Genomic DNA, 24,905 nt, shown 5'->3' with positions numbered 1-24,905 from the left:
CGAACAACCCTGACAAGGCCGGGACTTGCCAGACTCATGACGTTCGGGTGTCGGAATGGCCGGTTCCGGGTGCCGGGCCGGCGCCCTCGCCGGGGACCGCGACCACCAACGGCGGCCGGCGTGACGGACCGGACGCGCACCGAGGCGCTTCAGGTGATCGCGAACGGGGCGGTAACCCCGTAACCGGTGACGGATGCGGCCGACGCGGCGCGCCCCGTGCGGCACATGGCCGAGCCGGCGCTGAAGGTGAACGTGCAGTTGGCGGCGGTGATGGGCACGACGACGCCCCACATCGCACGGGCCGACTCCGCTCACACAAGCGGAATTTGAACATCCGCGCTATTGCGGATGATCGGGCTCATGTGCTCAACTTTCCTCCACACGAGCTTCACACTTGGAGCACAAAAGTTCCGCAGCCACACCCGAGGGGGGAAGGCGGCGGCCGTTCCACCGAGCCGGACATTGGGGGTGGACCTCGCGGGCGACCGCAGGGTGCGCACCGGCCGGTGGAACGGCCGCCGCACCATTCACCGCCGGTGCCTGCCCCCGGACTCCGGGGCCTCCGCCCGCGCGTCCGCCCGCGTCTCCGCCCTTGCCACGGCCCGCCGCTCCGCCCGGGCGGCGACGACCGCGCCGCGCCGCCTGCGCAGTGCCCAGACCCCCGCCCCCAGCAGCGCGAGGGTCCCGGCAGCGCCTTCCGCGAGATGCCACGGCGAGTTCTTGCCGGACGCGGAGCCGGGGGCGCCGGCCGCCGCACGGGCCGTCTTGTGCCGGGGCGCCGGCGTCGCGCTCGCGCCGCCCTCGCTGAGCGGGTCGACGAGCAGGCCCACCGGCTGGGCCGAACGCCCGTGCGTGAAGCCCCAGTCGAGCAGTGCGGCGGTCTGCTCGTAGACCGCGTTGCCGCCGGCCGTGGGGTGCATGACGGTGACCAGCAGGGTCCGCCCGCCACGGGTGGCCGCGCCGGTGAACGTGTTGCCGGCATGGCTGGTGTAGCCGTTCTTGACGCCGAGGAGTCCGTCGTACGTCTTCAGGCCCCAGGCCCCGGTGAGCAGGCGGTCGGTGTTCTGGATCTGGAAGGTCTTCTTGCCGCCCGCCGGGAAGTCGGCGGTCCGCGTGCCGCAGTAGCGGCGGAAGTCGTCGTCCTTCAGGCCGTGGCGGGCGAACAGCGTGAGGTCGTACGCCGAGGAGAGCTGCCCCTTGTGGTCGAAGCCGTCGGGGCTGACCACATGGGTGTCCAGGGCCTGCAGGTCCTCGGCCCTGGCCTGCATCTCGGCGACCGTCCTGGCGACGCCGCCGTTCATGTGGGAGAGCACGTGCACGGCGTCGTTGCCCGAGCGCAGGAACACGCCCTGCCACAACTGCTCGACGGTGTAGGTGATGCCGGGCTTGATGCCGACGAGGCTGGAGCCGGCCGGGATGTCGGCGAGATCGGCGTCGGTGACCTTGTAGCGCTGGGCGCTGTCGAACTTGCTCAGCACGGTGTCCGCGAACAGCATCTTCAGCGTGGACGCGGGCGCGAGGCGCCGGTGCGCGTTGAACGAGGCGAGCACCTCCCCGCTCGCGGCGTCGGCGACGAGCCAAGCGCGGGCGTCGAGCTTCTTGGGCAGCCCGGTGGCACCGCGCACCTGGACGCCGCCGCGGGCCAGACGCTCACCGCCGACGACGGTCGCCGCGGCGGCCTCGGTGGCCGTGGACAGGGGAAGAGCGGCGGCGGCCAGCCCGAGGGCGGCACGCCGGCTGAGCCGGGAACATTCACGCACCCGGGGACCGTACACCGCGCCGAACAGGGACTTCACGACCGGAGGCCGGTACGGGCCGGAATTTGCCGCGTTATGAGAATCCGATGAGTCGGCCCGCTTTCTCAGCCCTCGCACATCCCGCACCAAGGGCCCCGAAACCCCGCCGGCGAGGCGTTCCTGGGCGATCCGCCGCGATCCGGCTACGCCTGCCCGGTCTCGAACGCGATCCGGCTAGGCCTGCCCGGTCTCGAACCGGGAGATCCGCCCGTCGTCCTCGACGGTGAAGGTCCACTTGGTGCGCATCTCGCCCCAGGTGTCGTTGCGGAAGCGGGCGAGGATGCGGCGGCCTCCGCGCGACTCGTTGTCGACCTCCATGTGGCCGTGGGACGAGAAGATCTCCCCGTCGATCCACTCGGCGAGGTCGCGGTCGGAACCGTCGTCGGCCATGGTCGCGTCCGGCGCGAGCAACGACAGGAAACGCTCGCGGTCGTGGGAGTTCACGGCGCTGACGAAGGCCCGGACGGCCGGGTCGCTGAGCTTGGCTGGCTGAATCGTCATGGCGTCAGGCTCACACCGCGCCCCCGCCCCCGCCACCCGAACGCCCTCCAGGACGGGCCCGGTGGTGTGGAGGGTGCGACGGTGGAAACACAAGGGAGGACCGCCGCCTGCTGACCACTGAGTGCTGACCACTGACCGCTCATCTGCTGCTGGGGAGTCACCGTGACCTGTTACGACCGACGTGATGTGGGCCTGCTGCTGCTCCGGCTGGGGACCGGCGGGGTGCTGGCCGCGCACGGCGCGCAGAAGCTGTTCGGCTGGTTCGGCGGGCACGGGCTGGAGGGCACCGGCCAGTTCATGGAGTCCGTCGGCTACGCGCCCGGCAAGGCGAGCGCCACGGCGGCGGGCCTGGCGGAGGCGGGCGGCGGCGTCCTGCTGGCGATGGGCCTGGCGACCCCGGCGGCCGGCGCCGCGGCGGCGGGTGCGATGGCCGGAGCGTCGGCGGTCCACATGCCCAACGGCTTCTTCGCCCAGGAGGGCGGCTACGAGCACGCGGCGTCCCTGGGCCTGGCCGCGGCCGGCCTGGCGATCACCGGGCCCGGCCGTCTCTCCCTGGACCACGCCATGGGCCACGTACTCGACCGCGGCTGGATGGTGCCGACGGCGCTGGGCGTCACGGCCGCGGCGACGGCGGTGGTCGTGGGCCTGCGCAACAAGCGGCTGCGGGCGCAGAAGGAGGGGGAACAGGGCGCGTTGTTCGAGGAGTTCGAGGAGTAGCCGGGTGGTCGGCGCCCTGGGTCCGAATCCACTCATGGCGGGGCTCCGACCGGGACGGCGGGACGTGGCGGAGCCCGGGAGTCGTATCCAGCTCCCGGGCCCCTGGGGATGCCACCCAATTGCGCACGCCGGCGGCGTTTAAGAGGACGGATCAGTCATCATGCCGTCGTGTTCTTCCTTTGAACTACCGCACCGCGTGAGAGGTGCAGGCGAGAGTCGAACTCGCATCCGACGGCGTTCGTCCGTCCCCGGTCGATCCGGCGATCGGCGGCGATGCTGAGACTGGAGCGAGAGTCTGAGATTGACCGCGGCTGCCTCTGCCATGTTGGGCTACCCCGGCCCGTGGATGGTGCTGTGCCGGGGGAAGGACTCGAACCTTCACTGTCACCGCGTTTTTCAGGCTGAACTTCAGTGTCAGCTTGCGCTCATCGCGCGAACCGGTCCTCAATCCGGCCCGCGCCCTTCGCGCACCCCCGCGCTCGCACGCGGGGGCGATCATGGATGCCGCCTGTGGGCCGGTGTCAGCCGAACAGGTAGCCGAACACCGCGTCCCCGACCCGCTGGTCGGTGACCTCGGCGCCGTTGGCCTCCTCACGGGCGAACTTCACCGCCTGCTGGAGCTTCTCGATCCGCTCCACCAGCTCGTTCACCCGCCGCGCCGGGAGCGCGCCGGAGAACTTCACGGTCGTCCAGTACCCGATGGGCACGTCCTCGTAGTACACCTCGACCTGCGCCGGGTGCTTCTCGGTCGCCTCCGCCTTGACGTGGTTGCGCGGGACCTTCTTGGTGCGGATCGTGCGGACCGGGTCCGTCTTCCACCAGTCCGTGGACGGGTCGGGCGACCAGGACTCCGCGGCGTCGAGCGTGGGCAGCTTCCTGACGAAGGTGTGCAGGTCGGTGAGCTGCTTCTCCAGGAAGAGGAGGTAGCTGACCGGGACGTCGGCCACGATCGTGCGGCCGTCGACCGTGACGTCCGCACGGGCCGTGCAGTTCGCCCAGTCCTTGGTGGCGGTCACGTCGAAGAGCCGGGTGAGCGACGCGGACATCTCCCGCAGCACGTCCTCGGCCTGCACCTGCACCCGCGTGGACTCGGGCGGCAGCTGCTCGCCCTCCTCGTCCTTCGGCTGGTACGTGCGCGAGATGCCGGCCAGCAGAGCGGGCTTCTGCACCTTGTGGTGCGCGGCGGTGATGTCCTGGAGCGACTTGCTCTTGACACCCTTCTCGACAGCGATGATCTGGTTCAGCTTCGCCACTTCGGGTCCCCCTTCGAACAGGCAGGAACGTACCGCAGCGGCTCGAACGCCCGCACTTCCTTTATCGCCCGCCACACCCCGAGGACGCCGTCGCGCGCGACCGCCGGATCACCGATGCCGGTCCGGCCCGGCGAAGCTGCGGGGCAGACGAGTCGGGCTGTACGCCGGGTACTCCCCCGTCGCGGGGCGGCTGGTCACACGTCGCTCTGCATGACCGCACCCCCCGCAGGTGGCCGCGGGAACCATCCTCTGCTCCGCGGTCGCCGCCAGGGTGTTCTCCGCCCTCCGCTACGCCCGAATGTCTTCGTCATCAACGGGTTCTGCTTCTCTGCTGTAGGCCAGGTCCAGAACGTAGTGTTCTGTGACGGGGCAGTTGTTCCAGGCCTCGGTCAGCCAGTCGTCGGAAGCGTCGTCGGTGAGCCTCTCGAGGGTGGTGTTGTAGTAGTCGGCGGTTGCCTGCCGGTTGGTCCACCATGTGTGCCCCTCGTAGACACCGGGGCGCGGCAGGGTTACTTCGTCGGCGGGCCCACGGTCGAGTTGGCCGACGACGAGAATTCCCGTTTCGGACTCGATGCTGATGTCGACATGGCCTTCCGCGTCAGCTGGCGGGCTGGGAGGCGTGTCCCAGATGCGGATGGTGACCTGGACGGGGATGTCGGGTTGCAGACTGACGAAGTACAGGTGGTAGCCGTTTCCTGCTGCCACCTGTACTTCCGCGGCGTCCAGGGCGGCTTCGTCGCCGAGGAGGGCGTCTGCGTCGTAGACCTCCACGACGCAGCGGCCGGGGGTCGCGGTGACGTGGTGCTCGGCGAGAAGCGCCATGGTCGGTAGAGCCTTCCTGCTAGTCGGTGATCTTCAGGTAGAAGGGATCGCCGTCCAGCACACGGTTGAGGGTGTACATCTCATTGAGCCGCTCCCCGCCCTTACGGTTGTCCGTGCCGTCGATCAGTCGGACGGAGAAACGGTTGTCACCCTTGGTGGAACCCTCCTTGGTGGAGGCGAAAGGATACTCGTCGCACTGTAGGCCGGTGCCGGAGTAGTCTCTCCAGACCTTTTTGCATTCCTGGATGGACCTCTTGCGGTTGTCGTCGACCTTTTTGGAGTCGCGGTGCAGGGGTTCCTTCGTTCCTGGGATCGTCTTGCCGGGCCAGGAGGGGAAGGTGCGCTCGGGTCGGTGTAGGGCGTCATAGATGTGCAGGGCACTCTCGTTGACGGCTGGGTCTTTCCGACTCATGACGAGCTCGACCCGGGCGGAGGTGAAGACGGTGCCCTTGTGCTTGCCCGCGGACTTTCCGGCGTAGTCGTAGCGGACGTTGGAGTGGTAGTTGTCGACCCCTCCGGTGAAGGGGGCGGCGTTGGGAGAGCTGGCGGTCAGGTCCATGGTCACGGTGGAGTTCACGCGCTGCAGGTTGCCCTGATCGAACAGAGGTCCCTTGTCTGGGGAGGTGTAGGTGAGAGTCCACTGCGGGTTGCGATCCCACTCGCCTAGCAGTTCGTCGCGTTCCTTGGTCTGCGGCTCGGTCACTTGGGGGTCCGGGTCGCTGGTGGAGGCGCTGATGCTGGAGCGGAAGTGCTGGCCGAGGCGCCATTTGGTGGCGTCTTCGGTGGGGATGGGCTGGACGCGTATGTTCTCGATGCTCGCGATGTAGTCGACGCGGCGGCTGCCGTCGTAGGAGAAGCCCAGGATCCACTGGTCGAACCAGAGGCGGCCGATGGTGGTAGTGCCTCTGGTGTCGCGTAGGACCAGATCGTACGGGCGCTTCTGGCAGCTTTCGAAGCGGGATTTGGTCCAGCCGACGGTCGTCTTGGCCTGGGCGGCATGGCTGGCGCACTGCTGCTTGAGGTCATCGTCGGGTGGACTCGGGTCGCCGGCCGTCGGCCGTGCCAGGGTGGTCGAGCCGTGCGTGCGCAGGTAGTCGGCAAGCGGAATGGGCTGATCGAATGCGCGCAGCTGCTCTGCGGGAACGGCAGCGGCGTCGACGAACAGGGCCGAACCTGGGTCCACTGCATCTGCGGCCGGGGCTGGGTGAGCGGCAGCGGTGGCCGCGGTGAGCAGGGCCAGGGCGGTGGCTGTGACGGCGCCGCGTGCCAGACGGGCCAGCGGGCTACGGGTGTTCACCTGGAGGCTCCTTGCGTGCGGGCGAGGGCGAGGGGCGTCGGCAGATGCGGGTGACGGCGCTCATGAGGCGTCGCACAGATCGCCCCAGCAGGCGTCCAGCAGTTCGCCAGTGCGTGCGGAGTAGCGGGCGGTGAAGCCGTCGAAGCGCTGGTCGGTGTGCTGCAGCCCGGGGGTTGAGTGGGTGGAGGTCACTGTCCAGGCGGCCTCACCGCTGTTGTCGGCAGCCGGACGGCTGATCTGCCGGCCGGTCGGCAGGGCCGGCGGATTGACGGCAAGGGCGTCGGCGGGAACGTCGAAGGTGGCTGCGGCTTGGTCGCGGATGTCGGCGGTCGATACGTCGGCGTCGGTAGGGGTGTCGTCGGTGTTGCCGTCGGCAGACAGGGCGGCGGCGTTGCAGATCCGAACGGTAGTGACGCACTCGGCCAGGCCGGACACGCTGGTCAGACAGGCGTCGGGGTCGTCGTCCAGGCAGGTTTGCAGGGCCTGCTGGTCCACGCCGTTGAAGGTGCCGGGCTGGCCGCTGCTCGCTATGGTCGGCGGGGGGAGGGCGGCGGCCTGTCGGCGTGGCTTGCTCACCGTCCACTGCGTGAAGTTCGAGCTGTCAGCCAGCTTGGTGGTGAAGCAGGTGGGCGGCTTGTGGCTCGTGCTGCACGCGGGGAGAGTGATGGACTTGGCCACATTGCGCGTGGCTACCTTCTCCCAGACCTTGTTGCCGGTCATGAACTGCATGCGGTCCGCGATCGATGGCACGTGGACGTACTTGGGGCCGGTCACCTCGAGCCCGACGTCGATGCGGTTGGTGGCACCGCCCACTACCTTGAGCTGGCTGGTGGTGGACCCGACCTTGTTGAAGTCGTACAGGACGTCCCACTGTTTGCCATGGTCCTGGCGGACCGTCATGTAAGTGTGGTTACGCTTGTCCGGCTTGTTCCGGGTGGACCCCGGCCGTGATGACCTTCGTACGGCCGCCACTGGTGGTCAGCTCTGACCAGCGCGGCCCGTAGCTGTGGGTGGTCCTCCCCGTCTTCCTTGGCGTATAAGCCGATCTCGATGTTGGGCCCAACTGGGCTACTCGAGGTGTTGGGCGTGACCCGCAGGTAGTTGGCCACCTGCACAGTCGCGGAGCCGGTGTCGGCCTGATCGAAGGTGATCGGTATGTTGCGCCAGGTGGCAAAGCCTCCGATCATCGGCTCACCTGGTTCGCTGCAGGTCATCGCCGAGAACGTGATGCGGTCGTTGTACAGGATGCTGCAGGCTGCACTGGGCGGGCTCGCATTGGCGGGCGGGGTGTGACACCCCACTTGACTGGAACCCGTACCCCCAGTACACGGTCACCTACGCGGGCGACGCCCGACATAGGCCCGGCACGGCGACCATCATGGTCGAGTTCGTCCGCTGACCAGACCGGGCGGTTTGCCCGAGCCCGTCACAACGGGGTGGGGCCGGTGCCCCGGTGGACACCGGCCCCACCCCGCGCTAGCGAAGAGTCTTCGAAGGTTCGGGGGGCCTCGTTTCGAGATGAACGCGCGCCGTTGATCTCCGGCCATCATCAGGAGGGTGAAGCCCAGCATGCTGTCGACCGGGAGGGATGTCGCTGTGCCCCCCAGGGCCTCCGACGCAGGTCAGAAGCCCTATCCAAGGCAAAGCCGCAGTTAGCGGCAGACGAGTCGGGCTGTACGCCGGGTTCTGTTCCCCGGGGTCCTCGCGGGCCCTGGGGCGACGGCCATCCATCTAGGGCCGGTGTTGCCACCGGCCTCGTGCGGTCTACCCGCGGACTCGGGCGGGCAGCCCTCGAACGTCCGCGCAGAGCGCTTTTGACGGCGCTCCTTTTGACCTTGCTCCGGGTGGGGTTTACCTAGCTGCCCAGGTCACCCTGGGCACTGGTGGTCTCTTACACCACCGTTTCACCCTTACCGAGGGCCGGAGCCCCCGGCGGTCTGCTTTCTGTGGCACTGTCCCGCGGGTCACCCCGGGTGGCCGTTAGCCACCACCCTGCCCTGTGGAGCCCGGACGTTCCTCGGGAAGCCCCCGAAGGGACTCCACGCGGCCGCCCGCCCGGCTCGTCTGCCGTGTGGACCATGGTACCGGGCGCGCGGGGCGCCCGATTCCGCCCGTCGTCCCGCGGTCAGAGGAAGTCCGCGGTGTCCAGGTCGAGGGCGAACGGCTCGGGGAGGGACAACGGGTCTCCGAAGGACCGCCGGACCAGCCTCAGGTAGTCGTCCTTCTCGGGCTCGCTGAACAGCGTCACCATGGAGGTCTCACGGTCGACCAGCAGGTAGAGGGGGATGGCCCCGCGGGCGTAGCAGCGGCGTTTGGCCTCTCGGTCGGCCTCCGGCTTGCTGGACGTCACCTCCAGCACCATCGCGACGCCGTCGCAGGGCATCCACGGGTCGGCTCCCCGGTACAGGCGCGCGGCCGCGGGGGCGAAGGTGCCGTCCGGGATCACGTGGTTCTTCGGGCAGGCGCCACCGCTCCTCAGCTTCAGGCCTTTGTTGCCCGAGAAATCCATGTCGGTCATCGACCGTCGGATCACCTGCTTCATGATCCGGTTGATGTAGTCCTCGTGGTCCCCGTCCGGCGGCGGTGTCACGACGATCTGCCCCTCGATCAGTTCGGCCCGGAAACCCTCCGGGGTGTCGAGGGACAGGAAGATGTCCAGCAGGCCCTCGGCCGGCGTTGTGGGCTCATGCGCCACGGCGGTCATGTCACGCCCCTCCTTCGGTCGGTCGCCAGACTGGGACATCCCAAGATCACCTGTCCTGGAAATCGGGAACCGTCAGCTCGATCGTGGCACAGGGGCACGGCCTTCGTCAGGCGCCGGCGAGCGCGGTGAAGAGGATCTTCGCCGCCCCGGGGTCCGCCCGGGTGAGGCGTACCGGCAGGCGTTCGCCGAGCGGCAGCCGCTCGCCCTCGACCCGGCCGCTGACCGCCGGGGACTCCAGCTGCACGGTCCCGGCGGTCGGCCGGTGCTCGTCCAGGTCCACCACACAGCCGTCGAAGACCTCCCCGACCCGGTCCGCCAGCAGGGCCGCCTCGACGATGTCGACGCATTCCCGTTCGACCGTGCCCGCGCGCCGGGACCCTTCGGACATCTGGCCGGGCAGCGCGTCGAGGGCGGTCAGGACCCAGCCGGGCGGGGGCCGGTCGGCGACGGCCGCCAGACAGATCTCCGAGGCGTAGCGGTCGGCCAGGCGGCGCAGCGGGGCGGTGCAGTGGGTGTAGGGGGCGGCGACGGCGGCGTGCGTGGTGATCGCGGGCCGTACGCCGGCGCGGAAGGGGGTGTAGCGGGCTCCGCGCAGGAGTGTCGTGCACTCCTGGAGGAAGGCCGCGTGCCGGGGGTCGTGCGGGTCGAGGGTGCGGATCAGGGTCGCGTAGGAGACGTGGTGCGGCCAGTCGATGCGCAGGGCGGTCGCGGTGCGGCGCAGGCGGGCCACGGCGCCGTCGGGGGCGGCGGGCAGGGTGCGCAGGATGCCGGTGCCGTGGGCGAGCATCAGCTCGGCCGCCGCTATGCCGGTGAGCAGGGACAGCTGGGCGTTCCAGTTCTCGGCGGGCCGCGGGGCGCGGTAGCTCAGCACGTAGCCGTGCTCCTGCTCGGTGATCTCCTGTTCGGGAACGTTCAGGGAGATGCCGCCGCGCTCCAGCTCCAGCCGCTCCCGTGCCGTGCCGATCTCCTTGAGCAGGGCTACGGGTTCCTCGGCCGTACCGGCGTCGATGTGCTCCTGCACTGAGGCGTGGTCGAGTCCGGCCCGGCTGCGGACGAGGGCCCGTCGCACGTCGACGTCGACGGTCCGGCCCTCCGCGTCCAGGTCGATCGTCCACAGCACGGCCGGGCGGGTCCGCCCCGGCAGCAGGCCGGCCGCGTCGTCGCCGATCACGGTGGGGTGCAGCGGGATCCTGCCGTCCGGGAAGTAGAGCGTGCTCACCCGCCGGTGCGTCTCCGCGTCCAGGGCACCGCCGGGCACGACGAAGGCGGCGACGTCGGCGACGGCGTGGCGGACCCGGTATCCGGTGCCCCGCCGGGACAGGTGCATCGCCTGGTCGAGGTCGGCGGAGGCGGGCGGGTCGAGGGTGAAGAAGGGGATGTCCGTGGCGTCGTACGACGGCGGCATGGGTCCCCTGGCCGCGCGCTCGGCCTCCTGCCGCACCTCGGGCGGGAAGTCCTCGGGGATGCCGAGCGAGGTACGCAGTGCGGCGAGCGCGGCCCGGAGGTGGGCCTGAGGGGCGCCGGTCACGCGGATCTTGCGGCGGGGCATGTGACGAGCGTAGGTCGGGGCCGGGTGGGCGGCACGCCGTACGCTGTCGCGGAGGTCTACGTGAGGAGTACGTGTTGCTGGTCCTGCTGCCGCCCTCGGAAGGCAAGGCGAGCGCGGGCGGGGGCGCCCCGCTGGACATCGGGTCGCTGTCCCTGCCAGGGCTCACCGCCGCGCGCGAGGCGGTGCTCGGCGAGCTGGTCGAGCTGTGCGCGGGCGACGAGGAGAAGGCGCGCGAGGTGCTCGGGCTGAGCGAGGGGCTGCGCGGCGAGGTCGCGAAGAACGCCGGGCTGCCGACGGCCGGCGCCCGTCCCGCCGGGGAGATCTACACCGGTGTCCTCTACGACGCCCTCGACCTGGCCACGCTGGACGCGGCGGCCAGGCGGCGCGCGGCGAGGACGCTGCTGGTCTTCTCGGGGCTGTGGGGCGCCGTGCGGGTGACGGACCGGATCCCCTCCTACCGCTGTTCGATGGGCGTGAAGCTGCCCGCGCTCGGAGCGCTGGCCGGGCACTGGCGGGCTCCGATGGCCGAGGTGCTGCCCGAGGCGGCCGGGGACGGTCTGGTGCTGGATCTGCGGTCCGCGGCGTACGCGGCGGCCTGGAAGCCCAAGGGCGAGGTCGCGGAGCGCACGGCGACCGTACGGGTGCTGCACGCGCCGACCCGGAAGGTCGTCAGCCACTTCAACAAGGCGACCAAGGGACGGATGGTGCGGAGCCTGCTGACCGCGGGAGCCGCGCCGAAGGACCCGGCCGCGCTGGTGGAGGTGCTGCGGGAGCTGGGTTACGTCGTGGAGGCGGAGGCACCGGGCAGGGCGGGCAAGGGGTGGGCTCTCGACGTGCTGGTGGAGGAGGTCCACTAGCGGGAGGTCCACCAGCGGGAGGTGCACCAGCGGGAGGTGCACCAGCGGGAGGTGCACCAGCGGGAGGTGCACCAGCGGGAGGTGCACCAGCGGTCAGTCGGGCCGGTGCTCCGAGCCCGATCTCCGTCGTTGCGCTGTGTGCAACGGTCGTTGCGGTGTGGGGCGCCGCTGAGCACGATGAGGGCATGTCCTCGCCGCCGCGCTCGTCCTCGGCCGGTTCCGGCGGGTCCGGCGGGTCCGGCGGGTCCGGCGAGTCGGTGCTGGAGTTCGCGCCCGTCGTGCCTGTGGTCGTCGTCTCCGACGTGGCCGCCGCCGTGCCCCTGGCGCGGGCCCTGGTGGCGGGCGGGCTGCCCGCTATCGAGGTGACGCTGCGGACCCCGGCCGCACTGGAGGCGATCCGGGCGATCGCCGGCGAGGTGCCGGGGGCGGTGGTCGGGGCCGGGACCGTGATCACGCCGGAACAGGCGGGGGCCTGCGTGGCGGCCGGGGCGCGGTTCCTGGTCAGCCCGGGGTGGACCGGGGGGCTGCTGGAGGCGATGCGCGGGTCCGGGGTGCCGTTCCTGCCCGGGGTGTCAACGGCCTCGGAGGTCGTCGCGCTGCTGGAGCACGGGGTGCGGGAGATGAAGTTCTTCCCGGCTCAGGCGGCGGGCGGCACCGCCTACCTGAGGTCGCTGGCGGGCCCGTTGCCCCAGGCTCGCTTCTGCCCGACCGGCGGGATCGGCCCGGCGACCGCGCCGGAGTATCTCGCCCTGCCCAACGTCGGCTGCGTGGGCGGCAGTTGGATGGTGCCGGCGGATGCCGTGGCCGTCGGGGACTGGGCCCGGGTCGAGGAGCTGGCGCGAACCGCCGCCGGGCTCAGGGGCGCAGGTGGGACGTGTCGTTGAACAGCCGGACGCTCGCGTTGCCGTCCGCGTAGTACGCCACCGCCGACAGGGAGGCCGCCGCGAGCTCCATACGGAACAGCGACTTGGGCGGGGCTCCGAGGGCGAGGCGGACGAAGGTCTTGATCGGCGTGACGTGCGTGACCAGCAGGACCGTGCGGCCCGCGTGGGCCGCGACCAGCTTGTCGCGGGTGGCGGCGATCCGGATGGCCGTCTCCGCGAAGCTCTCGCCGCCGCCGGTGGGGTGCGCCTCCGGGTCGGCGAGCCAGGCGCCGAGGTCGTCCGGGTAGCGGTCGTGGACCTCGCCGAAGGTCAGGCCCTCCCATGCGCCGAAGTCCGTCTCCCGGAGGCCGTCGTCGACGGACACGTCCAGGCCCAGGCGGGCGGCGACGATGCCGGCGGTCTCGCGGGTGCGGGCGAGGGGGGAGGCGACGACGGCCTGGACGGTGCCGCGGCGGGCCAGGGCCTCGGCCACGCGGTGGGCCTGCTCGCGGCCCGCGTCGGAGAGGGAGGGGTTGGTGCCGCCGCTGCCGGAGAAGCGTTTCTGGGGGGTGAGGGGGGTTTCGCCGTGGCGGAGGAGGACGAGGGTGGCGGGGGCGCCGAGGTCGGGGGCGGCGCCCCAGCCGGGGCGCTGCTCGCTGGGGGTCTGCGGGGTCGTTCCGCTGGGGGTGGGAGGGTGGTCCTCACCGGGGGTGGTGGGGCGCTGCTCGTCCGGGGTGGTGGGGCGCTGCTCGCTGGGAGGTGCCGCTGCGCCCACCCGTGCCGCCCCAGCGGCACGACTGCCCGCAGCTACGGGGGCACGGCTGCCCGCAGCCGCGGTGGCGGCGGGGGTCCATTGTTCGCCCTTTGCGCCCGCGTCCATCGCCTCGTTGGCCAGGCGGTCGGCGTGGGTGTTCCGGGCGCGGGGGATCCACTCGTAGGTGACCTGGTCCGGGGGGAGGACCGTCCTAGCCTCGGCCGCCAGTGGCTTCATGTCGGGGTGCTTGATCTTCCAGCGGCCCGACATCTGCTCGATGACGAGCTTGGAGTCCATCCGGACGTGGACCGCCGCGGTGGGGTCCAGGGTGTGGGCGGCGCGCAGGCCGGCGAGGAGGCCGCGGTACTCGGCCACGTTGTTCGTGGCGACGCCGATGTACTCGGCGGCCTCCGCCAGGGTCTCCCCCGTCGCCGCGTCGCTGACCACGGCCCCGTAGCCCGCGGGCCCCGGGTTGCCCCGGGAACCGCCGTCGGCCTCGACGATGAACTCCCGCACGCCCGACGCCCCCGACGCCCTTACAGGCCCGACTCGGCCGTGCGCACCAGGATGCGGCGGCAGTTCTCGCAGCGGACCACCGTGTCCGGGGCAGCCGAGCGGATCTCGTTCAGCTCGGTGATGGCCAGTTCCTGACGGCAGCCCTGGCAGGTGCGGGCGTGCAGCTTGGCCGCGCCGATGCCGCCCTGCTGCCCGCGCAGCTTGTCGTACAGCTTGAGCAGGTCGGCGGGGACGGAGGCGGCGACGACCTCCCGCTCCTTGGTGACGGAGGCGGCCTCGCCGTCGATCTCCTGGAACGCGGCGTCCCGGCGGCCGGTCGCGTCGTCGATCTTCGACTGCACCGAGGAGACCCGCTCGGTCAGCTCGGTCACCCGCTCCTGCGCGGACTCGCGGCGCTCCATGACCTCGAGGACGACGTCCTCCAGGTCGCCCTGCCGCTTGGCGAGGGAGGCGATCTCGTGCTGGAGGTTGGACAGGTCCTTGGGCGAGGTGACCGCGCCGGAGTCCAGACGCTGCTGGTCGCGGGCGGCACGCTGGCGCACCTGGTCCACGTCCTGCTCGGCCTTGGTCTGCTCGCGGGCGGTGTCGCTCTCCTCGGTCTGCGCGGCCACCAGCAGGTCGCGCAGCTGCGTGAGGTCCTTGTTCAGCGACTCGATCTCGGCGTGCTCGGGCAGGGACTTCCGCTTGTGCGCGAGCTGCTGCAGGCGGACGTCGAGGGCCTGGACGTCGAGGAGTCGGATCTGGTCGGCGGGCGCGGCGTTCAGTTGGGGGCTCCCAATTGGCTAGTGGTGACGGTGGACGCCGCGTGGGCGGTCCAGGGGTCGGTGACCGTCTTCGAGACGTGGACCCGGAGGTCCCAGCCGTGGCGGTCGGAGATCTCGTCGAGCTGGGCTGCGGCCAGCTCGCACCAGGGCCACTCGGTGGCCCAGTGCGCCGCGTCGAGCAGCGCGATCGGACTGTGGGCGACCGCCTCGGAGGCCGGGTGGTGGCGCAGGTCGGCGGTGAGGAAGGCATCGACGCCGGCCTCGCGGACCTGGTCGAAGAGGCTGTCGCCGGAACCGCCGCTGACGGCGATGGTGCGGACCACGGCGTCCGGGTCGCCGGCCACGCGGATGCCCTGGGCGGTGGCGGGCAGCCGCTCGGCGACCCGGGCGGCCAGCTCACGGACGGTGAGGGGGTGGTCGAGTTCGCAGACCCGGCCCAGGCCCCGGCAGCCGCCGGGGTCGGTCGGGTCCGGCACCAGGGGACGCACGACGCGCAGGTCGAGCGCGCCGGCGAGGGCGTCGGAGACGCCGGGGTCGGCGGTGTCGGCGTTGGTGTGGGCGACGTGCAGCGCGATGTCGTTCTTGATGAGCGTGTGCACGACGCGGCCCTTGAAGGTGGAGGCCGCGACCGTGGTCGTCCCCCGCAGGTAGAGCGGGTGGTGGGTGACCAGCAGGTCGGCGCCGAGCTTCACCGCCTCCTCGACGGTCTCCTTGACGGGGTCGACGGCGAACAGCACCCGGGTGACGTCCTGGTCGGGGTCGCCCACGACCGTGCCGACCGCGTCCCAGGACTCGGCCCGCTCGGCGGGCCACAGGTTCTCCAGCGCGGCGATGACTTCAGACAGACGGGGCACGGGAAAAGGCTACCTGGCTGTTGGGCGGGGCTGTACCGCATCCGCCCGCTGTCTTCCCGGTCAGCACAGACGTCCCGGTTTCCTCAGGTGAATCGCTTCTGCGCCACACGTATGTGTGAAGCGGCCGAGGGCCGGTCCCCCGCCTGTGCGTGCGAAAACTAGCTTCGTCGCCGGAGGTGACCGAACCATGACGGTCTGTGCGATCGAACCCCCTTCGACCGGCACGTCCGACACATCCGGTGCGCCCGGTGCGAGCCGTACGCCCGGTGCCGGCGGTACGACCGGTGCGGGCGGCTGTGTGCCGGTGGCGGGGTGTGTCCTCACGGCGGACGGCGCGTACGCGGCCCGGCTCGCCCTGGACGGCGACTCCTGGTTCCCCGAGCGCTGGACGCTGGACGGTCCGGAGCCGTACGCGGTGCCGCTGCCCGGCCACCAGCCGGAGGAGCCCGGCACCGAGGTGCAGCCCATGGGCGACGGCCGGGTGCTGATCCACCGACTGGTGGAGCGGCGGCACGCCTTCGCGCTGCTCTACCCGACCGGGCCCGGCACCGGCGAGCTGCCGCTGGGCGCGGTGGAGTGCCCGGAACCCGGCACCCGGCTCACGCTGCTGCCTCCGGCGCCGGGGGGCGCGCGGGCGTACGCCCTGACCGTCGGCCCGCGCTCCAGCGTGGTGTGGCTGGTGGCGGGCGGGGCGTCGGGTCCGGAGCGGCTGGCCGAGGTGCCGGGGCTCTGCTCGGGCGGGGTGTGGCTGGACGGCGCCGGGCGGATGCTGGCGCTGGACCGGGAGCTGGGCGGGCGGACCAAGACGGTCGTGGTGGACCTGGAGCGCGGGGAGGTGACGCCCCTGCTGCAGATCGCCGAGGACAGCGACGACCGGTTGCTGCTCGCCGATCGCGACAGCGGGCTGCTGCTGATCTCCTCCGACGCGCCTTCGCCGGGGCGGCCGCGGGTGGGCTGGGGTGTGCTCGGCAGCACGCTGCCGGTGCGCTTCCCGGAGTGCCTGCGGGTGCCGGACTGCACGGTGACGCCGTTCGCGGTCCAGCCGGAGCAGATGCTGATGCCGGAGAGCTGTGCGGTGGCGCTGCGTGTCGACGGGGCGTTCGGCACCTGGCTGGGCGTCTGGCGACCGGCCGAGCGGCTGATGTGCCATCTTCCGGCGCCCGAGGGGTGGTTGCGGGGGGCCGGGCTGTTGACCCGGGACGGGGTGCTGCGGCTGCCGTACGCCACGGGGGACGTCCCGTGCGGCGTGGCGGAGCTGACGGCGCCCCGGAGTGGGACGAGGGGCCGGGGAGCCGGGGCCGGGCAGCTGGAGGCGGCGGACGCGGCACGTCCGGAGGGCCGGGCGGAGGTGGGTCCGCAGGGACCGGTCCGGGACGGCGCGGCCGCCGGGCCGCCCGGCGCGTCCCGGCAGGCGACGGAAACGGACCCTCCGGAACCGGTGGCCGCCCGTCCCGTACCACTTCAACAGGCGCCTCTGGGAGGTCTTGTAACGAAGTAACGCCCGTCGGCGTGTGCGCCTGGATTCGGCCCTTGGTGTGCCGGTTAGACTCGCTCGGCTGTACGAAAGATCATGTTGACGGGGTGAGTACGTCCGATGAGCGACACCAGCACGATGGAGCAGTTGTCCGCCGACTCTCGCGAGGACACCGGCCACGGCCGGCACCGGGGGCCGCTCGCGGCCCAGGAGAGCGAGACGGCTCCGCACGGCCGGCACCGCAAGCCGGCGGAGGAGACGGCCGAGGCGGCTGCCTGACGGTTCGGAAGAGGAGCTGATGGTCCGAAAGGGGACCTGACGGTCCGGAAGGAGAGGGGGTTCCCGTCGTCATGACGGGGACCCCCTCCGCCGTTGCGCCGCGGCCCGGTCCCGCCTCGGGGCCGTCCCCTCCGGTGACGGGCGGCATCAGGCGTGCGCGACGACGGTGTCGGCGAGGACGGGAGCCTCGTCCCGGTCGACGGCGCTCACGGCCACCCGGACGGCGCCTTCCCGCCGCCACATGCGGACCCGCAGGGTCTCCCCCGGGTACACGACGCCCGCGAACCGCGTGGTGTACGACCGCACCCGGCTCACGTCCCCGCCGAGCAGCGTGTCCACGACCGCCTTGAGCGTGATGCCGTAGGTGCACAGGCCGTGCAGGACGGGCCGTTCGAACCCGGCGGCCTCGGCGAACGCGGGATCGGCGTGCAGCGGGTTCCGGTCGCCGGTGAGGCGGTAGAGGAGGGCCTGGTCCTCGCGGGTCGGCCGGTCGACGGTGCGGTCGGGCTCGCCCCGGGGCGGGTCGGGGCGGACGGAGGGGCCGCGGTCGCCGCCCCAACCGCCCTCGCCGCGCAGGAAGATCCGGGCGTCGTCGGTCCACAGCGGGCCGTCGGCGTCGGCGACGTCGGTGCGCAGCACGACGACGGCCGCCGTGCCCTTGTCGTACACGCCGGTGACGCGGGAGGTGGCGGTGGCGGCGCCCCGCACCGGGATCGGGCGGTGGACCGTCAGCGACTGGCCGCCGTGCAGGACGCGGGCCAGATCGGCCTCGATGCCCGGCATGGACAGCGCGCCGATGACGCCCGGTGAGCCGGCGCCGGCGACGGTGGCGAAGCTCGGCAGGACGTGCAGCCGGGACTCCAGGGTGTAGCGCAGCTCGCCGGGGTCGGTGGCGGGGACACCGGCGCCGATGCCGAGGTGGTACAGCTGCACGTCCGTGGCGGTCCAGGCGATCTCGCCGGAGCGGGGCCCGGCGGCGAGGGCCTTGGCTGCGTCGATGGGCATGGAGCTCCTGACCCGGGTTGTTCGAGACCCCGGTGCGGCCGTCCGCACCGTCGGCCGCACCGGAGTCGTCACGGGCCGGACTGGAACGCGTTCCAGTCCGGTGCCCTCTGTATAGCCGAGCGCTCATGGCCTGTGAAGCGTCCTGACGACGCGCCGGGCCGGTACCCGTGACATTCGTCCTGCCGGAGTCCGTACACGCGGGCCTGCCGGGGGCGGGCGTCCGGTTCGTACGCTGTGCTGTCGTACCGCCGTCGGGCGGGACCATCTGATCGGGGGACGAGAGAGATGTCGTGGTGTGCGCGGACAAGAGGCCGGCTGCGGGAACTGCGCGAGGCGCGGTCGCGCTGGCGTGCGGACATGGAGCGCTTCCGGGCCGCACAGCGGGCCGCCCGGAAGAACGGCGGGGATCCGGCCGTCGGCAACCCGGGGCCGCCGCCCACCGGCTTCGCCCTGCTGCCCTGGCTGATGATGGGCATGGGGTCCTTCTCCAACCTGCTCCAGGGCGAGACCCCGAACCCGTGGATCGGCGGGCTGGGCCTGTTCACCTTCAACTCCCTGTACATCTACGTCACCTTCCGCTCCTTCGACCGTGGCAAGCGCGAGTCGGCGTCCACCCGGGTGGCCCTGCTGCTCATGGGGCTGCTGACCACGGGCCTGGGTCTCGGGTACGGCGGCAGCTGGCTGATGTTCTTCCCGCTGCTGGGGCTCGCGGCGGGCGCCACCCTGCGGGGCCCGTGGCTCGGCCGCGTCGGCGTGCTGCTCGCGGTGTACGCGGGCGCCGTCTCCGGCGTCCGCGACGAGTGGGGGGACGCCACGAACATCGCCTACGCCACCTTCCTGTCCAGCATGGTGACCGCCGCGATCCTCGGCCTCTCCGAGGCCGTGCGGGAACTGCGCGCCGCCCGGGAGGAGCTGGCCCGGCAGGCGGTGGAGAAGGAGCGGCTGCGCTTCTCCCGCGACCTGCACGACCTGCTCGGCCACACCCTGTCGGTGATCGTGGTGAAGTCCGAGGCGGCCCGGCGGCTGGCCCCGCGCGACATGGACGCGGCGCTCACCCAGATCGGCGACATCGAGTCGGTGGGCCGGCAGGCGCTGACCGAGATCCGGGAGGCGGTGACCGGCTACCGGGAGGGCAGCCTGGCCACCGAGCTGACCCGCGCCCGGTCGGCGCTGTCCGCGGCGAGCGTGGAGCCGGTGGTGCGCCGGTCGGGTACGCCGCTCGCCCCGGACACCGAGGCGTTGCTCGGCTGGGTGGTGCGCGAGGCGGTCACCAACGTGGTCCGGCACAGCGACGCCTCCCGCTGCGAGATCACCATAGGCAGCACCGCCGAGCACGTGCGGCTCACCGTCACCGACAACGGCACCGGCCGGGCCGCCACCCGGCCCGCCGAGGGCATCGGCGGCACCGGGCTGACGGGCCTGACGGAGCGTCTCGCGGCGGCGGGCGGCTCCCTCAGGGCCGGCCCGTCGCCGCGCGGCGGCTTCGCGGTCACCGCCGAGCTCCCGGTGGAGCCGGCGGAACCGGCCGCCGTCGGGGCGGTTACGGCGCCCAGGGAGAGCTGACCGCCCAGCTGACGTCGGCGGCCCACGAGGTGGTGCTGTCGAAGTCGTGGGAGCCGCCGTTGCCCGCTATGTAGAGCGTGTGGTCGTAGTGGCGCAGGTATCGCGCCGGGTAGTTGTACGAGGCGAACGAGGTGCCGGTGCCGCTCTTGCCGGTCCCCGGGCAGAAGGTGGCGTCGGCCCGGAACTGGGCGGTGCCGTCCATCGGCTGCCGGTGGATCCGGTAGTCGTAGTGGCGCAGGAAGTCACCGGGGTAGTTGCGCGACTCGAAGGAGACGCAGGAGCTGTCGGCGAGTCCCCGGCGCACGATCCAGGTGGCGTCGTTCTTGTCCAGGGACGGACTGCCGGACGTCACCGGGGAGATGACGGCGGCGTCCTTCTGGTGGCGGACGTAGTCGGTGCCGCAGCAGGAGGTCGTGGCCCGCAGGGAGATCTCCGAGCCCGGGTTCAGGGTGCCGGTGCTGCCGGTCGGGCCGCCGTACCCGGCGGAGACGATGTTGGTCTGGACGGCGTTGTCGGCGGCGTCCGTCGGTATGCCGGAGGTCATGACGCCCTCGAAGAAGGAGCCGATGGATCCGTTGCTGTTGTCGCCGCCGGTGCCGAGGACGATCGCGCCCTCCTGGTGCATGGGCGAGTAGCCGCCGGCGGTCGGCTCACCGCCGGAATAGGTGGTGGTCAGCCCGCCGGACTGCGCGTTGCCGTATTTCAGCGCGAAATGGTTCTGCCCGTTGTTCTTCAGCAGCGCGGTCACGAACGGCAGCGGTCCGGTGCCGGTGTCGGAGGTGTTCCTGCTGTACCCGGCGTCGGACTGGAACAGCCCGTTCTCCAGGTCGGCCTGAACCCATGGTCCCTGTCCGTAGCACGGCGCGAACCAGCATTCGGTACCGAAGTTGATGGCGTCCATGTGGCCGTTGCCGGTGTCCATGTTGTTGGTCTCGGCGTTGCCGTAGTCGAAGCAGCAGCGGTTGTTGACGTGGGTGCCGGAGGTCACCATGTACATTCCCTCGGCCTGTCCGTTCACGGCGACGCCCGAGGTGGAGTTGTCCCGGTAGCCCATGCCGGCGGATATCTCCAGGCCGTAGACCTGGTGCCCGCCGACGGTCACCGGCAGCGCGTCCGCGGGTGCTCCGACGTCGGCCGCGCCGGCGCCGCCCGCGCCCTCGATCGTGAGGTCGTTGTGGCGCGGGGACTGGTCGTGGATCTCGGTGACGATGCAGGTCGTACCGGAGCAGAAGGAGTCCTGCGCGGCCGCGTCGGCGTATCCGCCTGCGGTCAGCAGGCCGATGTTCGTCTTCGCACCGTCCCTGGCTCGCTGCACCTGGTACAGCGGGCCGTCGTAGGAGGAGTACAGCGCCCGGACGAGGCTGTGCGCGGCGACGCAGGGGGTGCCGGCGGCGCCGTAGACGTCACAGGGCAGCGAACCGGCGGCGGTGGCCCGCGGTGCGCCGGTGCCGAGCAGCAGCGCGGCGAGGGCGGCGCAGACGGCGAGGACGGACAGAGCCGCCTTTCTCAGGGGCCGGGGAAAGGAGCGCGGGAGTCTGGTGAGCACGGGTGCACCTCGCTGGGTTGTGGGGGCAGTGCGGGTTCCGTTGCTGGTGAGCCGTGACACCCGGCCTCATGGCCGGTATTTCGGACGCCGTTCGATCGATATACCGAACTTCTTCAGCCGTCGAAATACCGGACAATTACCGGGAATGCAGAGGTGATTGTTTTGAGTGCACCGGGGTGCCGTCAACCCCTGCGGAGCCGGACTGTGGCGAGTTTTCGAATTGCCTTCCTGGCTAGGCTTGGGGCGTGAACGACATCCGAGTCCTGCTCGCCGAGGACCAGGGCATGATGCGCGGCGCCCTCGCCCTGCTGCTCGGCATGGAGGACGACATCGAGGTGGTCGCCCAGGTGTCGGCCGGCGACGCGATCGTGGACTCGGCGCTCCTGCATCGGCCGGACGTGGCCCTGCTGGACATCGAACTGCCGGGCATCAGCGGCCTGGACGCAGCTGCCGAGCTGCGTGAGCGGGTGCCCGGCTGCCGGGTGCTGATCCTGACCACCTTCGGCCGGCCCGGCTATCTGCGCCGGGCCATGGAGGCCGGAGCGGCCGGTTTCCTGGTCAAGGACGGACCGGTGGAGGAGCTGGCCGCGGCGATCCGGCGGGTGCTCGCCGGGGAGACCGTCGTCGACCCGGCGCTGGCCGCGGCCGCGCTCAGCGCCGGGCCCAATCCGCTGACGGCCCGTGAGTGCGAGGTGCTGAAGGCGTCGGTGGACGGGGCGACGGTCGCCGACATCGCCGGCCGGCTGCATCTGTCCGAGTCCACCGTCCGCAACTACCTGTCCTCCGCGATCGGGAAGACCGGCACCCGCAACCGGGCGGAGGCGGTGCGCGAGGCACGGCAGCAGGGGTGGCTGTGAGGGGCTCTGCCCCCGACCACTAGTCCATGACCCAGGCCGACTTGTTCGCCTTCCCGGCCGGCCCCAGGCACACGAACCACTTCACCGGAGAGCCCGCGGCCGCCCGGGGCCGGACGACGCTGCCCGTGCCGCCTTCCCAGGTGCACTCGACCTGCCGGGCGGTCGCGGCCACCTGTCCGACCACGAGCCGGTCGGCGCGGTCGGCGCCTCCCTTCGTCAGCGGGAGGGCACCGAACTCGATGTCCTTGCCCGTCATGCGGTTCCACTCCTGGGCCGTGTCGAAGAGGAGGACCCTGCCTCCGCGGTCGCCGTAGTACAGACTCGCGAAGTGCGACGTCTTGCCGACCAGATGTGAGCGTTCCGGCAGTGCGTCCGCATCGATCCCGTACCTCCTCATCGCCTCCAGCTGCCGGGTCACCTCCGCCTTGTCGCGCGGTGCGTCCCACACGGACAGCTCCACCCGCCACCGCTGGCCCTGGTCGGTGCCCCCGGCCAGCTCCGTGAGGTGCGGCCGGTCCACGTGCCGCGCCTCGGCCGCCACGCTGGTCCCGCGGTCCTGCTGTCCGTCGCCCGGCAGTCCCGTCACCGCCAGCGTCGCGCCCGTCGACCCCGCCAGCACCATCGTCGTGGCGGCCGCCACCGCCCAGCGCCGGGCTCTGCGCCGCCGGCCGCCGCGAATGACCGCCTGGACCGGGGCTATGCCGATCTCGACCTCGTCCGCGGCGTCCGCGAGGAGGAGGGCGATGTCCGTCTGCGTCATGTCGTGCTTCTCCCGGTCCGCGCTCATCACTTCCGCCCTCCGTGCGTCACCATGCCCGCCAGTCCCGGTATGGCCCGCAGTTTCGTGATCCCCTTGGCCGCGTTGCTCTTGACCGTGCCGACCGAGCAGCCCATCGCCTCCGCCGTCTGGGTCTCCGTCAGGTCCTCCCAGTAGCGCAGGACCACCGCCTCCCGCTGCCGCGGGGGCAGTTGGGCGAGTGCCTCGAGCAGCGCGCTGCGGTCGTCGGCCTGGGCGATCCGGTCCCCCGTGTCGGCCACCTCGTGCACCAGGCCGGAGTCGTCCCGGGGCGCCAGGAACTCCTTCAGCCTTCTTCTGTGCTTGCGCGCGTGCAGGTTGATCATCACGCGGCGTACGTACGCCTCCGGATCGTCGGCCGAGCCGACCCTGCGCCAGGCCACGTAGACCTGTTCGAGCGTCGACTGGACGAGGTCCTCGGCGGCGTGCTGCTCCCCCGTGAGGAGAAATGCCGTACGCATCAGCCGCGGCCAGCGGCCGACCATGAAGCTCTGGAACTCCTCGCTCCGAGCCTGCTTCCCGTCCCCCATGGGCACCTCCTAGATGTCAAAAGGAGTCCATGAGGGGCCCGGACCGTTGCCTCAGCCGGCAGAACTCGCCGAAGTCTTTCGCGGCAGCCACACCAGCATCAGCGCCGCCCCGCCCAGCAGCAGCGCGGCGCTCGTGCGGAAGGCCAGCGCGTACCCCTCCGTCAGCGCCTCCGCGCCGCCCTCACCGCCCGTGCCGGCCGCGGCGACGGTCGACATGACGGCGAGCCCGAGCGATCCACCCATCGTCCGCGAGGTGTTGATCAGGCCTGACACCAGCCCGGCCTCGCCCGGCGCCGCACCCGAGGTGGCCAGCGCGGCCAGCGGGGTCCCGGCCAGGCCCGCGCCGAGCATCATCAGCATGCCGGGGATCATGATCCCGGTGACGTACGCGCCGTGCGCGCTCATCGTGGACTGCCAGGCGAAGCCCGCCGCGGCCACCAGCGTGCCCAGCGTCGCCACCGTGCGCGCCCCCGCCGGCCGCATCAGGCGCGGCGCCAGCTTGGAGCCCACCACCACGGACAGCGAGCTGGGCACCAGGGCGAGGCCGGCCTCCAGCGGCGTGTAGCCGAGTACGTTCTGGGCGTACAGCGTCATGAAGTACCACATGCAGAACATCGCCGAGCCGGAGACGAACATCGCCGCGTTCGCGGACGCCACCGAGCGCCGCCGCAGCAGGCCGAGCGGCATGAGCGGGGCCGCCGTCCGGGCCTCGACCAGCAGGAAGAGGGCGATGAGGGCGAGCCCGACCAGCAGCGGCACCAGCGTGGCGGCGGCCGTCCACCCCTCGGCCTCCGTCTGCACGATGCCGTAGGCGAGGGTGGCGAGGCCCGTGGTCGCCAGCAGGGCGCCCGGCAGGTCGAGGCGGCGGCCGTCCCCGGCCCGGCTCTCGGCCAGCCAGAGCACGGCACCGGCCAGCACGACCGCGCCGACCGGTACGTTGATCAGCAGCACCCAGCGCCAGGACAGCAGGTCCACCAGGGCGCCGCCGACGAGACCGCCCGCGGCCCCGCCGCCGGCTCCGACCGCCGTCCAGGTCGCTATCGCCCGCGCGCGGGCCGGGCCCTCGGGTACCGCCGCCGTCAGCAGCGTCAGCGTCGAGGGGGCCAGTACCGCCGCGCCCAGCCCCTGCACGGTCCGCGCCAGCAGCAGTTGCCAGCCCTCCTGGGCCAGCCCGCCGCCCAGCGAAGCCAGCGTGAACAGGGTGAGTCCGACGAGGAACATCCGCTTGCGGCCGTAGAGGTCACCCGCTCGCCCGCCGAGCAGCATGAAGCCGGCGAAGGCGATGGCGTAGGCGTTCACCACCCACTGCAGGCCGGAGGCGCTCAGCCCGAGGTCCGTCCGCATCGACGGCAGTGCCACGTTGACCACGGACACGTCGAGCACCACCAGGAACTGCCCGGCGCAGGCCAGCGCGACCACCAGCCAGGTCGGCGGCGCGGCGGGACGGGGCGTGCGTCGGGAGACTTCGGCGGCTTCCAGCATGGGCGTCATCCTCCCAGCGCGCCGACGGCGCCCGCATCGGCTTTTCGCCCGAGGGGCCGCCGGTCCGGCGGCCCGGGCCGGACCGGCGCGCGGCGCACCGGACCGGCACGTTCCCAGCGGCGGGCC

General features: G+C 71.9%; 25 protein-coding genes and 1 other RNA gene. 8 read left to right on the top strand and 18 right to left on the bottom strand.

Annotated elements, in window-relative coordinates; genetic code table 11:
• Positions 1–149: 149 nt before the first annotated feature.
• The 3 genes from IE177_RS35360 to IE177_RS07440 all read right to left on the bottom strand — a co-directional run bounded on the left by IE177_RS35360 (position 150) and on the right by IE177_RS07440 (position 2,297).
• Positions 150–278 (bottom strand): hypothetical protein, encoded by a 129-nt coding sequence (locus tag IE177_RS35360; protein WP_268253155.1) that lies wholly within the window; start codon positions 276–278, stop codon positions 150–152.
• A 249-nt stretch (positions 279–527) separates the two neighbouring features.
• Entirely contained in the window at positions 528–1,760 is a 1,233-nt protein-coding gene (locus IE177_RS07445; protein WP_229815925.1) for a D-alanyl-D-alanine carboxypeptidase family protein, read from the bottom strand.
• Positions 1,761–1,970: 210 nt separating this feature from the next.
• Positions 1,971–2,297, bottom strand: a complete 327-nt coding sequence (locus IE177_RS07440) for a nuclear transport factor 2 family protein (RefSeq protein WP_190013935.1) — start codon at positions 2,295–2,297, stop codon at positions 1,971–1,973.
• Positions 2,298–2,459: 162 nt separating this feature from the next.
• Between IE177_RS07440 and IE177_RS07435 the strand changes: the two genes are divergently transcribed.
• Positions 2,460–3,014 (top strand): DoxX family membrane protein, encoded by a 555-nt coding sequence (locus tag IE177_RS07435; RefSeq protein ID WP_190013934.1) that lies wholly within the window; start codon positions 2,460–2,462, stop codon positions 3,012–3,014.
• Positions 3,015–3,535: 521 nt separating this feature from the next.
• Here the strand turns inward: IE177_RS07435 and IE177_RS07430 are convergent.
• From IE177_RS07430 to IE177_RS07415, 4 genes are all read right to left on the bottom strand, one after another.
• Positions 3,536–4,267: a DUF7873 family protein gene (locus IE177_RS07430; protein WP_190013933.1), complete on the bottom strand. Its 732-nt coding sequence runs from the start codon at positions 4,265–4,267 to the stop codon at positions 3,536–3,538.
• Between the two features lie 288 nt (positions 4,268–4,555).
• Positions 4,556–5,089, bottom strand: coding sequence for a hypothetical protein (locus tag IE177_RS07425; RefSeq protein ID WP_190013932.1), 534 nt, complete (start codon positions 5,087–5,089; stop codon positions 4,556–4,558).
• 19 nt (positions 5,090–5,108) lie between these two features.
• Positions 5,109–6,386, bottom strand: a complete 1,278-nt coding sequence (locus IE177_RS07420) for a NucA/NucB deoxyribonuclease domain-containing protein (protein WP_190013931.1) — start codon at positions 6,384–6,386, stop codon at positions 5,109–5,111.
• Positions 6,387–6,446: 60 nt separating this feature from the next.
• Positions 6,447–7,286, bottom strand: coding sequence for a hypothetical protein (locus tag IE177_RS07415; RefSeq protein WP_229815924.1), 840 nt, complete (start codon positions 7,284–7,286; stop codon positions 6,447–6,449).
• Positions 7,287–7,541: 255 nt separating this feature from the next.
• Here IE177_RS07415 and IE177_RS07410 point away from each other — a divergent pair, with 255 nt between their 5' ends.
• On the top strand, positions 7,542–7,679 hold the full coding sequence (locus tag IE177_RS07410; RefSeq protein ID WP_190014157.1) for a hypothetical protein: 138 nt from the start codon (positions 7,542–7,544) through the stop codon (positions 7,677–7,679).
• A 366-nt stretch (positions 7,680–8,045) separates the two neighbouring features.
• On the opposite strand, the gene rnpB is transcribed toward IE177_RS07410, so the two are convergent.
• From rnpB to IE177_RS07395, 3 genes are all read right to left on the bottom strand, one after another.
• Positions 8,046–8,449, bottom strand: an RNA gene (gene rnpB / locus IE177_RS07405) — RNase P RNA component class A.
• A 62-nt stretch (positions 8,450–8,511) separates the two neighbouring features.
• Positions 8,512–9,090 carry a Uma2 family endonuclease gene (locus tag IE177_RS07400; protein ID WP_190013930.1) on the bottom strand — a complete coding sequence of 193 codons (579 nt, stop codon included), beginning with the start codon at positions 9,088–9,090 and terminating at the stop codon, positions 8,512–8,514.
• 106 nt (positions 9,091–9,196) lie between these two features.
• A complete protein-coding gene (locus IE177_RS07395; RefSeq protein ID WP_190013929.1) occupies positions 9,197–10,639 on the bottom strand; it encodes an RNB domain-containing ribonuclease in 1,443 nt (480 codons plus the stop codon).
• A gap of 74 nt (positions 10,640–10,713) precedes the next feature.
• On the opposite strand from IE177_RS07395, the gene yaaA reads away from it, so the two are divergent.
• Both yaaA and eda read left to right on the top strand, forming a co-directional pair.
• Positions 10,714–11,496 (top strand): peroxide stress protein YaaA, encoded by a 783-nt coding sequence (gene yaaA, locus IE177_RS07390; protein WP_190013928.1) that lies wholly within the window; start codon positions 10,714–10,716, stop codon positions 11,494–11,496.
• A 185-nt stretch (positions 11,497–11,681) separates the two neighbouring features.
• Positions 11,682–12,380, top strand: a complete 699-nt coding sequence (eda, locus tag IE177_RS07385) for a bifunctional 4-hydroxy-2-oxoglutarate aldolase/2-dehydro-3-deoxy-phosphogluconate aldolase (RefSeq protein WP_190013927.1) — start codon at positions 11,682–11,684, stop codon at positions 12,378–12,380.
• On the opposite strand, the gene IE177_RS07380 is transcribed toward eda, so the two are convergent.
• The 3 genes from IE177_RS07380 to IE177_RS07370 are packed head-to-tail and all read right to left on the bottom strand — an operon-like array spanning position 12,352 to position 15,247.
• Complete coding sequence (locus IE177_RS07380) at positions 12,352–13,629, bottom strand: bifunctional RNase H/acid phosphatase (RefSeq protein WP_190013926.1); 1,278 nt, start codon at positions 13,627–13,629, stop codon at positions 12,352–12,354. The two genes, eda and IE177_RS07380, sit on opposite strands and share 29 nt — an antisense overlap.
• Before the next feature lie 20 nt (positions 13,630–13,649).
• Positions 13,650–14,393 carry a zinc ribbon domain-containing protein gene (locus tag IE177_RS07375; protein WP_190014142.1) on the bottom strand — a complete coding sequence of 248 codons (744 nt, stop codon included), beginning with the start codon at positions 14,391–14,393 and terminating at the stop codon, positions 13,650–13,652.
• A complete protein-coding gene (locus IE177_RS07370; RefSeq protein WP_190013925.1) occupies positions 14,390–15,247 on the bottom strand; it encodes a Nif3-like dinuclear metal center hexameric protein in 858 nt (285 codons plus the stop codon). The genes IE177_RS07375 and IE177_RS07370 overlap by 4 nt, the downstream gene beginning before the upstream one ends.
• A gap of 187 nt (positions 15,248–15,434) precedes the next feature.
• Here IE177_RS07370 and IE177_RS07365 point away from each other — a divergent pair, with 187 nt between their 5' ends.
• Positions 15,435–16,745, top strand: a complete 1,311-nt coding sequence (locus tag IE177_RS07365; protein ID WP_190013924.1) for a hypothetical protein — start codon at positions 15,435–15,437, stop codon at positions 16,743–16,745.
• Between the two features lie 96 nt (positions 16,746–16,841).
• On the top strand, positions 16,842–17,000 hold the full coding sequence (locus IE177_RS07360; protein ID WP_190013923.1) for a hypothetical protein: 159 nt from the start codon (positions 16,842–16,844) through the stop codon (positions 16,998–17,000).
• A gap of 147 nt (positions 17,001–17,147) precedes the next feature.
• Here the strand turns inward: IE177_RS07360 and chsH3 are convergent, their stop codons facing one another.
• Positions 17,148–18,005, bottom strand: coding sequence for an enoyl-CoA hydratase ChsH3 (chsH3, locus tag IE177_RS07355; protein WP_190013922.1), 858 nt, complete (start codon positions 18,003–18,005; stop codon positions 17,148–17,150).
• 285 nt (positions 18,006–18,290) lie between these two features.
• Here chsH3 and IE177_RS07350 point away from each other — a divergent pair, with 285 nt between their 5' ends.
• A complete protein-coding gene (locus IE177_RS07350) occupies positions 18,291–19,568 on the top strand; it encodes a sensor histidine kinase (RefSeq protein WP_190013921.1) in 1,278 nt (425 codons plus the stop codon).
• On the opposite strand, the gene IE177_RS07345 is transcribed toward IE177_RS07350, so the two are convergent.
• Positions 19,546–21,114 carry an alpha-L-arabinofuranosidase B gene (locus tag IE177_RS07345; RefSeq protein ID WP_190013920.1) on the bottom strand — a complete coding sequence of 523 codons (1,569 nt, stop codon included), beginning with the start codon at positions 21,112–21,114 and terminating at the stop codon, positions 19,546–19,548. The genes IE177_RS07350 and IE177_RS07345 overlap by 23 nt on opposite strands.
• 245 nt (positions 21,115–21,359) lie before the next feature.
• Here IE177_RS07345 and IE177_RS07340 point away from each other — a divergent pair, with 245 nt between their 5' ends.
• Positions 21,360–21,971: a response regulator transcription factor gene (locus IE177_RS07340; RefSeq protein WP_190013919.1), complete on the top strand. Its 612-nt coding sequence runs from the start codon at positions 21,360–21,362 to the stop codon at positions 21,969–21,971.
• A gap of 19 nt (positions 21,972–21,990) precedes the next feature.
• On the opposite strand, the gene IE177_RS07335 is transcribed toward IE177_RS07340, so the two are convergent.
• From IE177_RS07335 to IE177_RS07325, 3 genes are read right to left on the bottom strand one after another with little or no spacing between them, the layout of a single operon-like run.
• Positions 21,991–22,758, bottom strand: a complete 768-nt coding sequence (locus IE177_RS07335; protein WP_190013918.1) for a hypothetical protein — start codon at positions 22,756–22,758, stop codon at positions 21,991–21,993.
• Positions 22,758–23,297 carry a SigE family RNA polymerase sigma factor gene (locus tag IE177_RS07330; protein ID WP_190013917.1) on the bottom strand — a complete coding sequence of 180 codons (540 nt, stop codon included), beginning with the start codon at positions 23,295–23,297 and terminating at the stop codon, positions 22,758–22,760. The genes IE177_RS07335 and IE177_RS07330 overlap by 1 nt, the downstream gene beginning before the upstream one ends.
• A gap of 51 nt (positions 23,298–23,348) precedes the next feature.
• Positions 23,349–24,788 (bottom strand): DHA2 family efflux MFS transporter permease subunit, encoded by a 1,440-nt coding sequence (locus IE177_RS07325; protein WP_190013916.1) that lies wholly within the window; start codon positions 24,786–24,788, stop codon positions 23,349–23,351.
• Positions 24,789–24,905 lie beyond the last annotated feature (117 nt).

Origin of the sequence: Streptomyces lucensis JCM 4490, from assembly GCF_014650035.1 — a bacterium.
GTDB classification, from domain to species: domain Bacteria; phylum Actinomycetota; class Actinomycetes; order Streptomycetales; family Streptomycetaceae; genus Streptomyces; species Streptomyces lucensis.
This window is presented reverse-complemented; position numbering and strand designations above follow the sequence as displayed.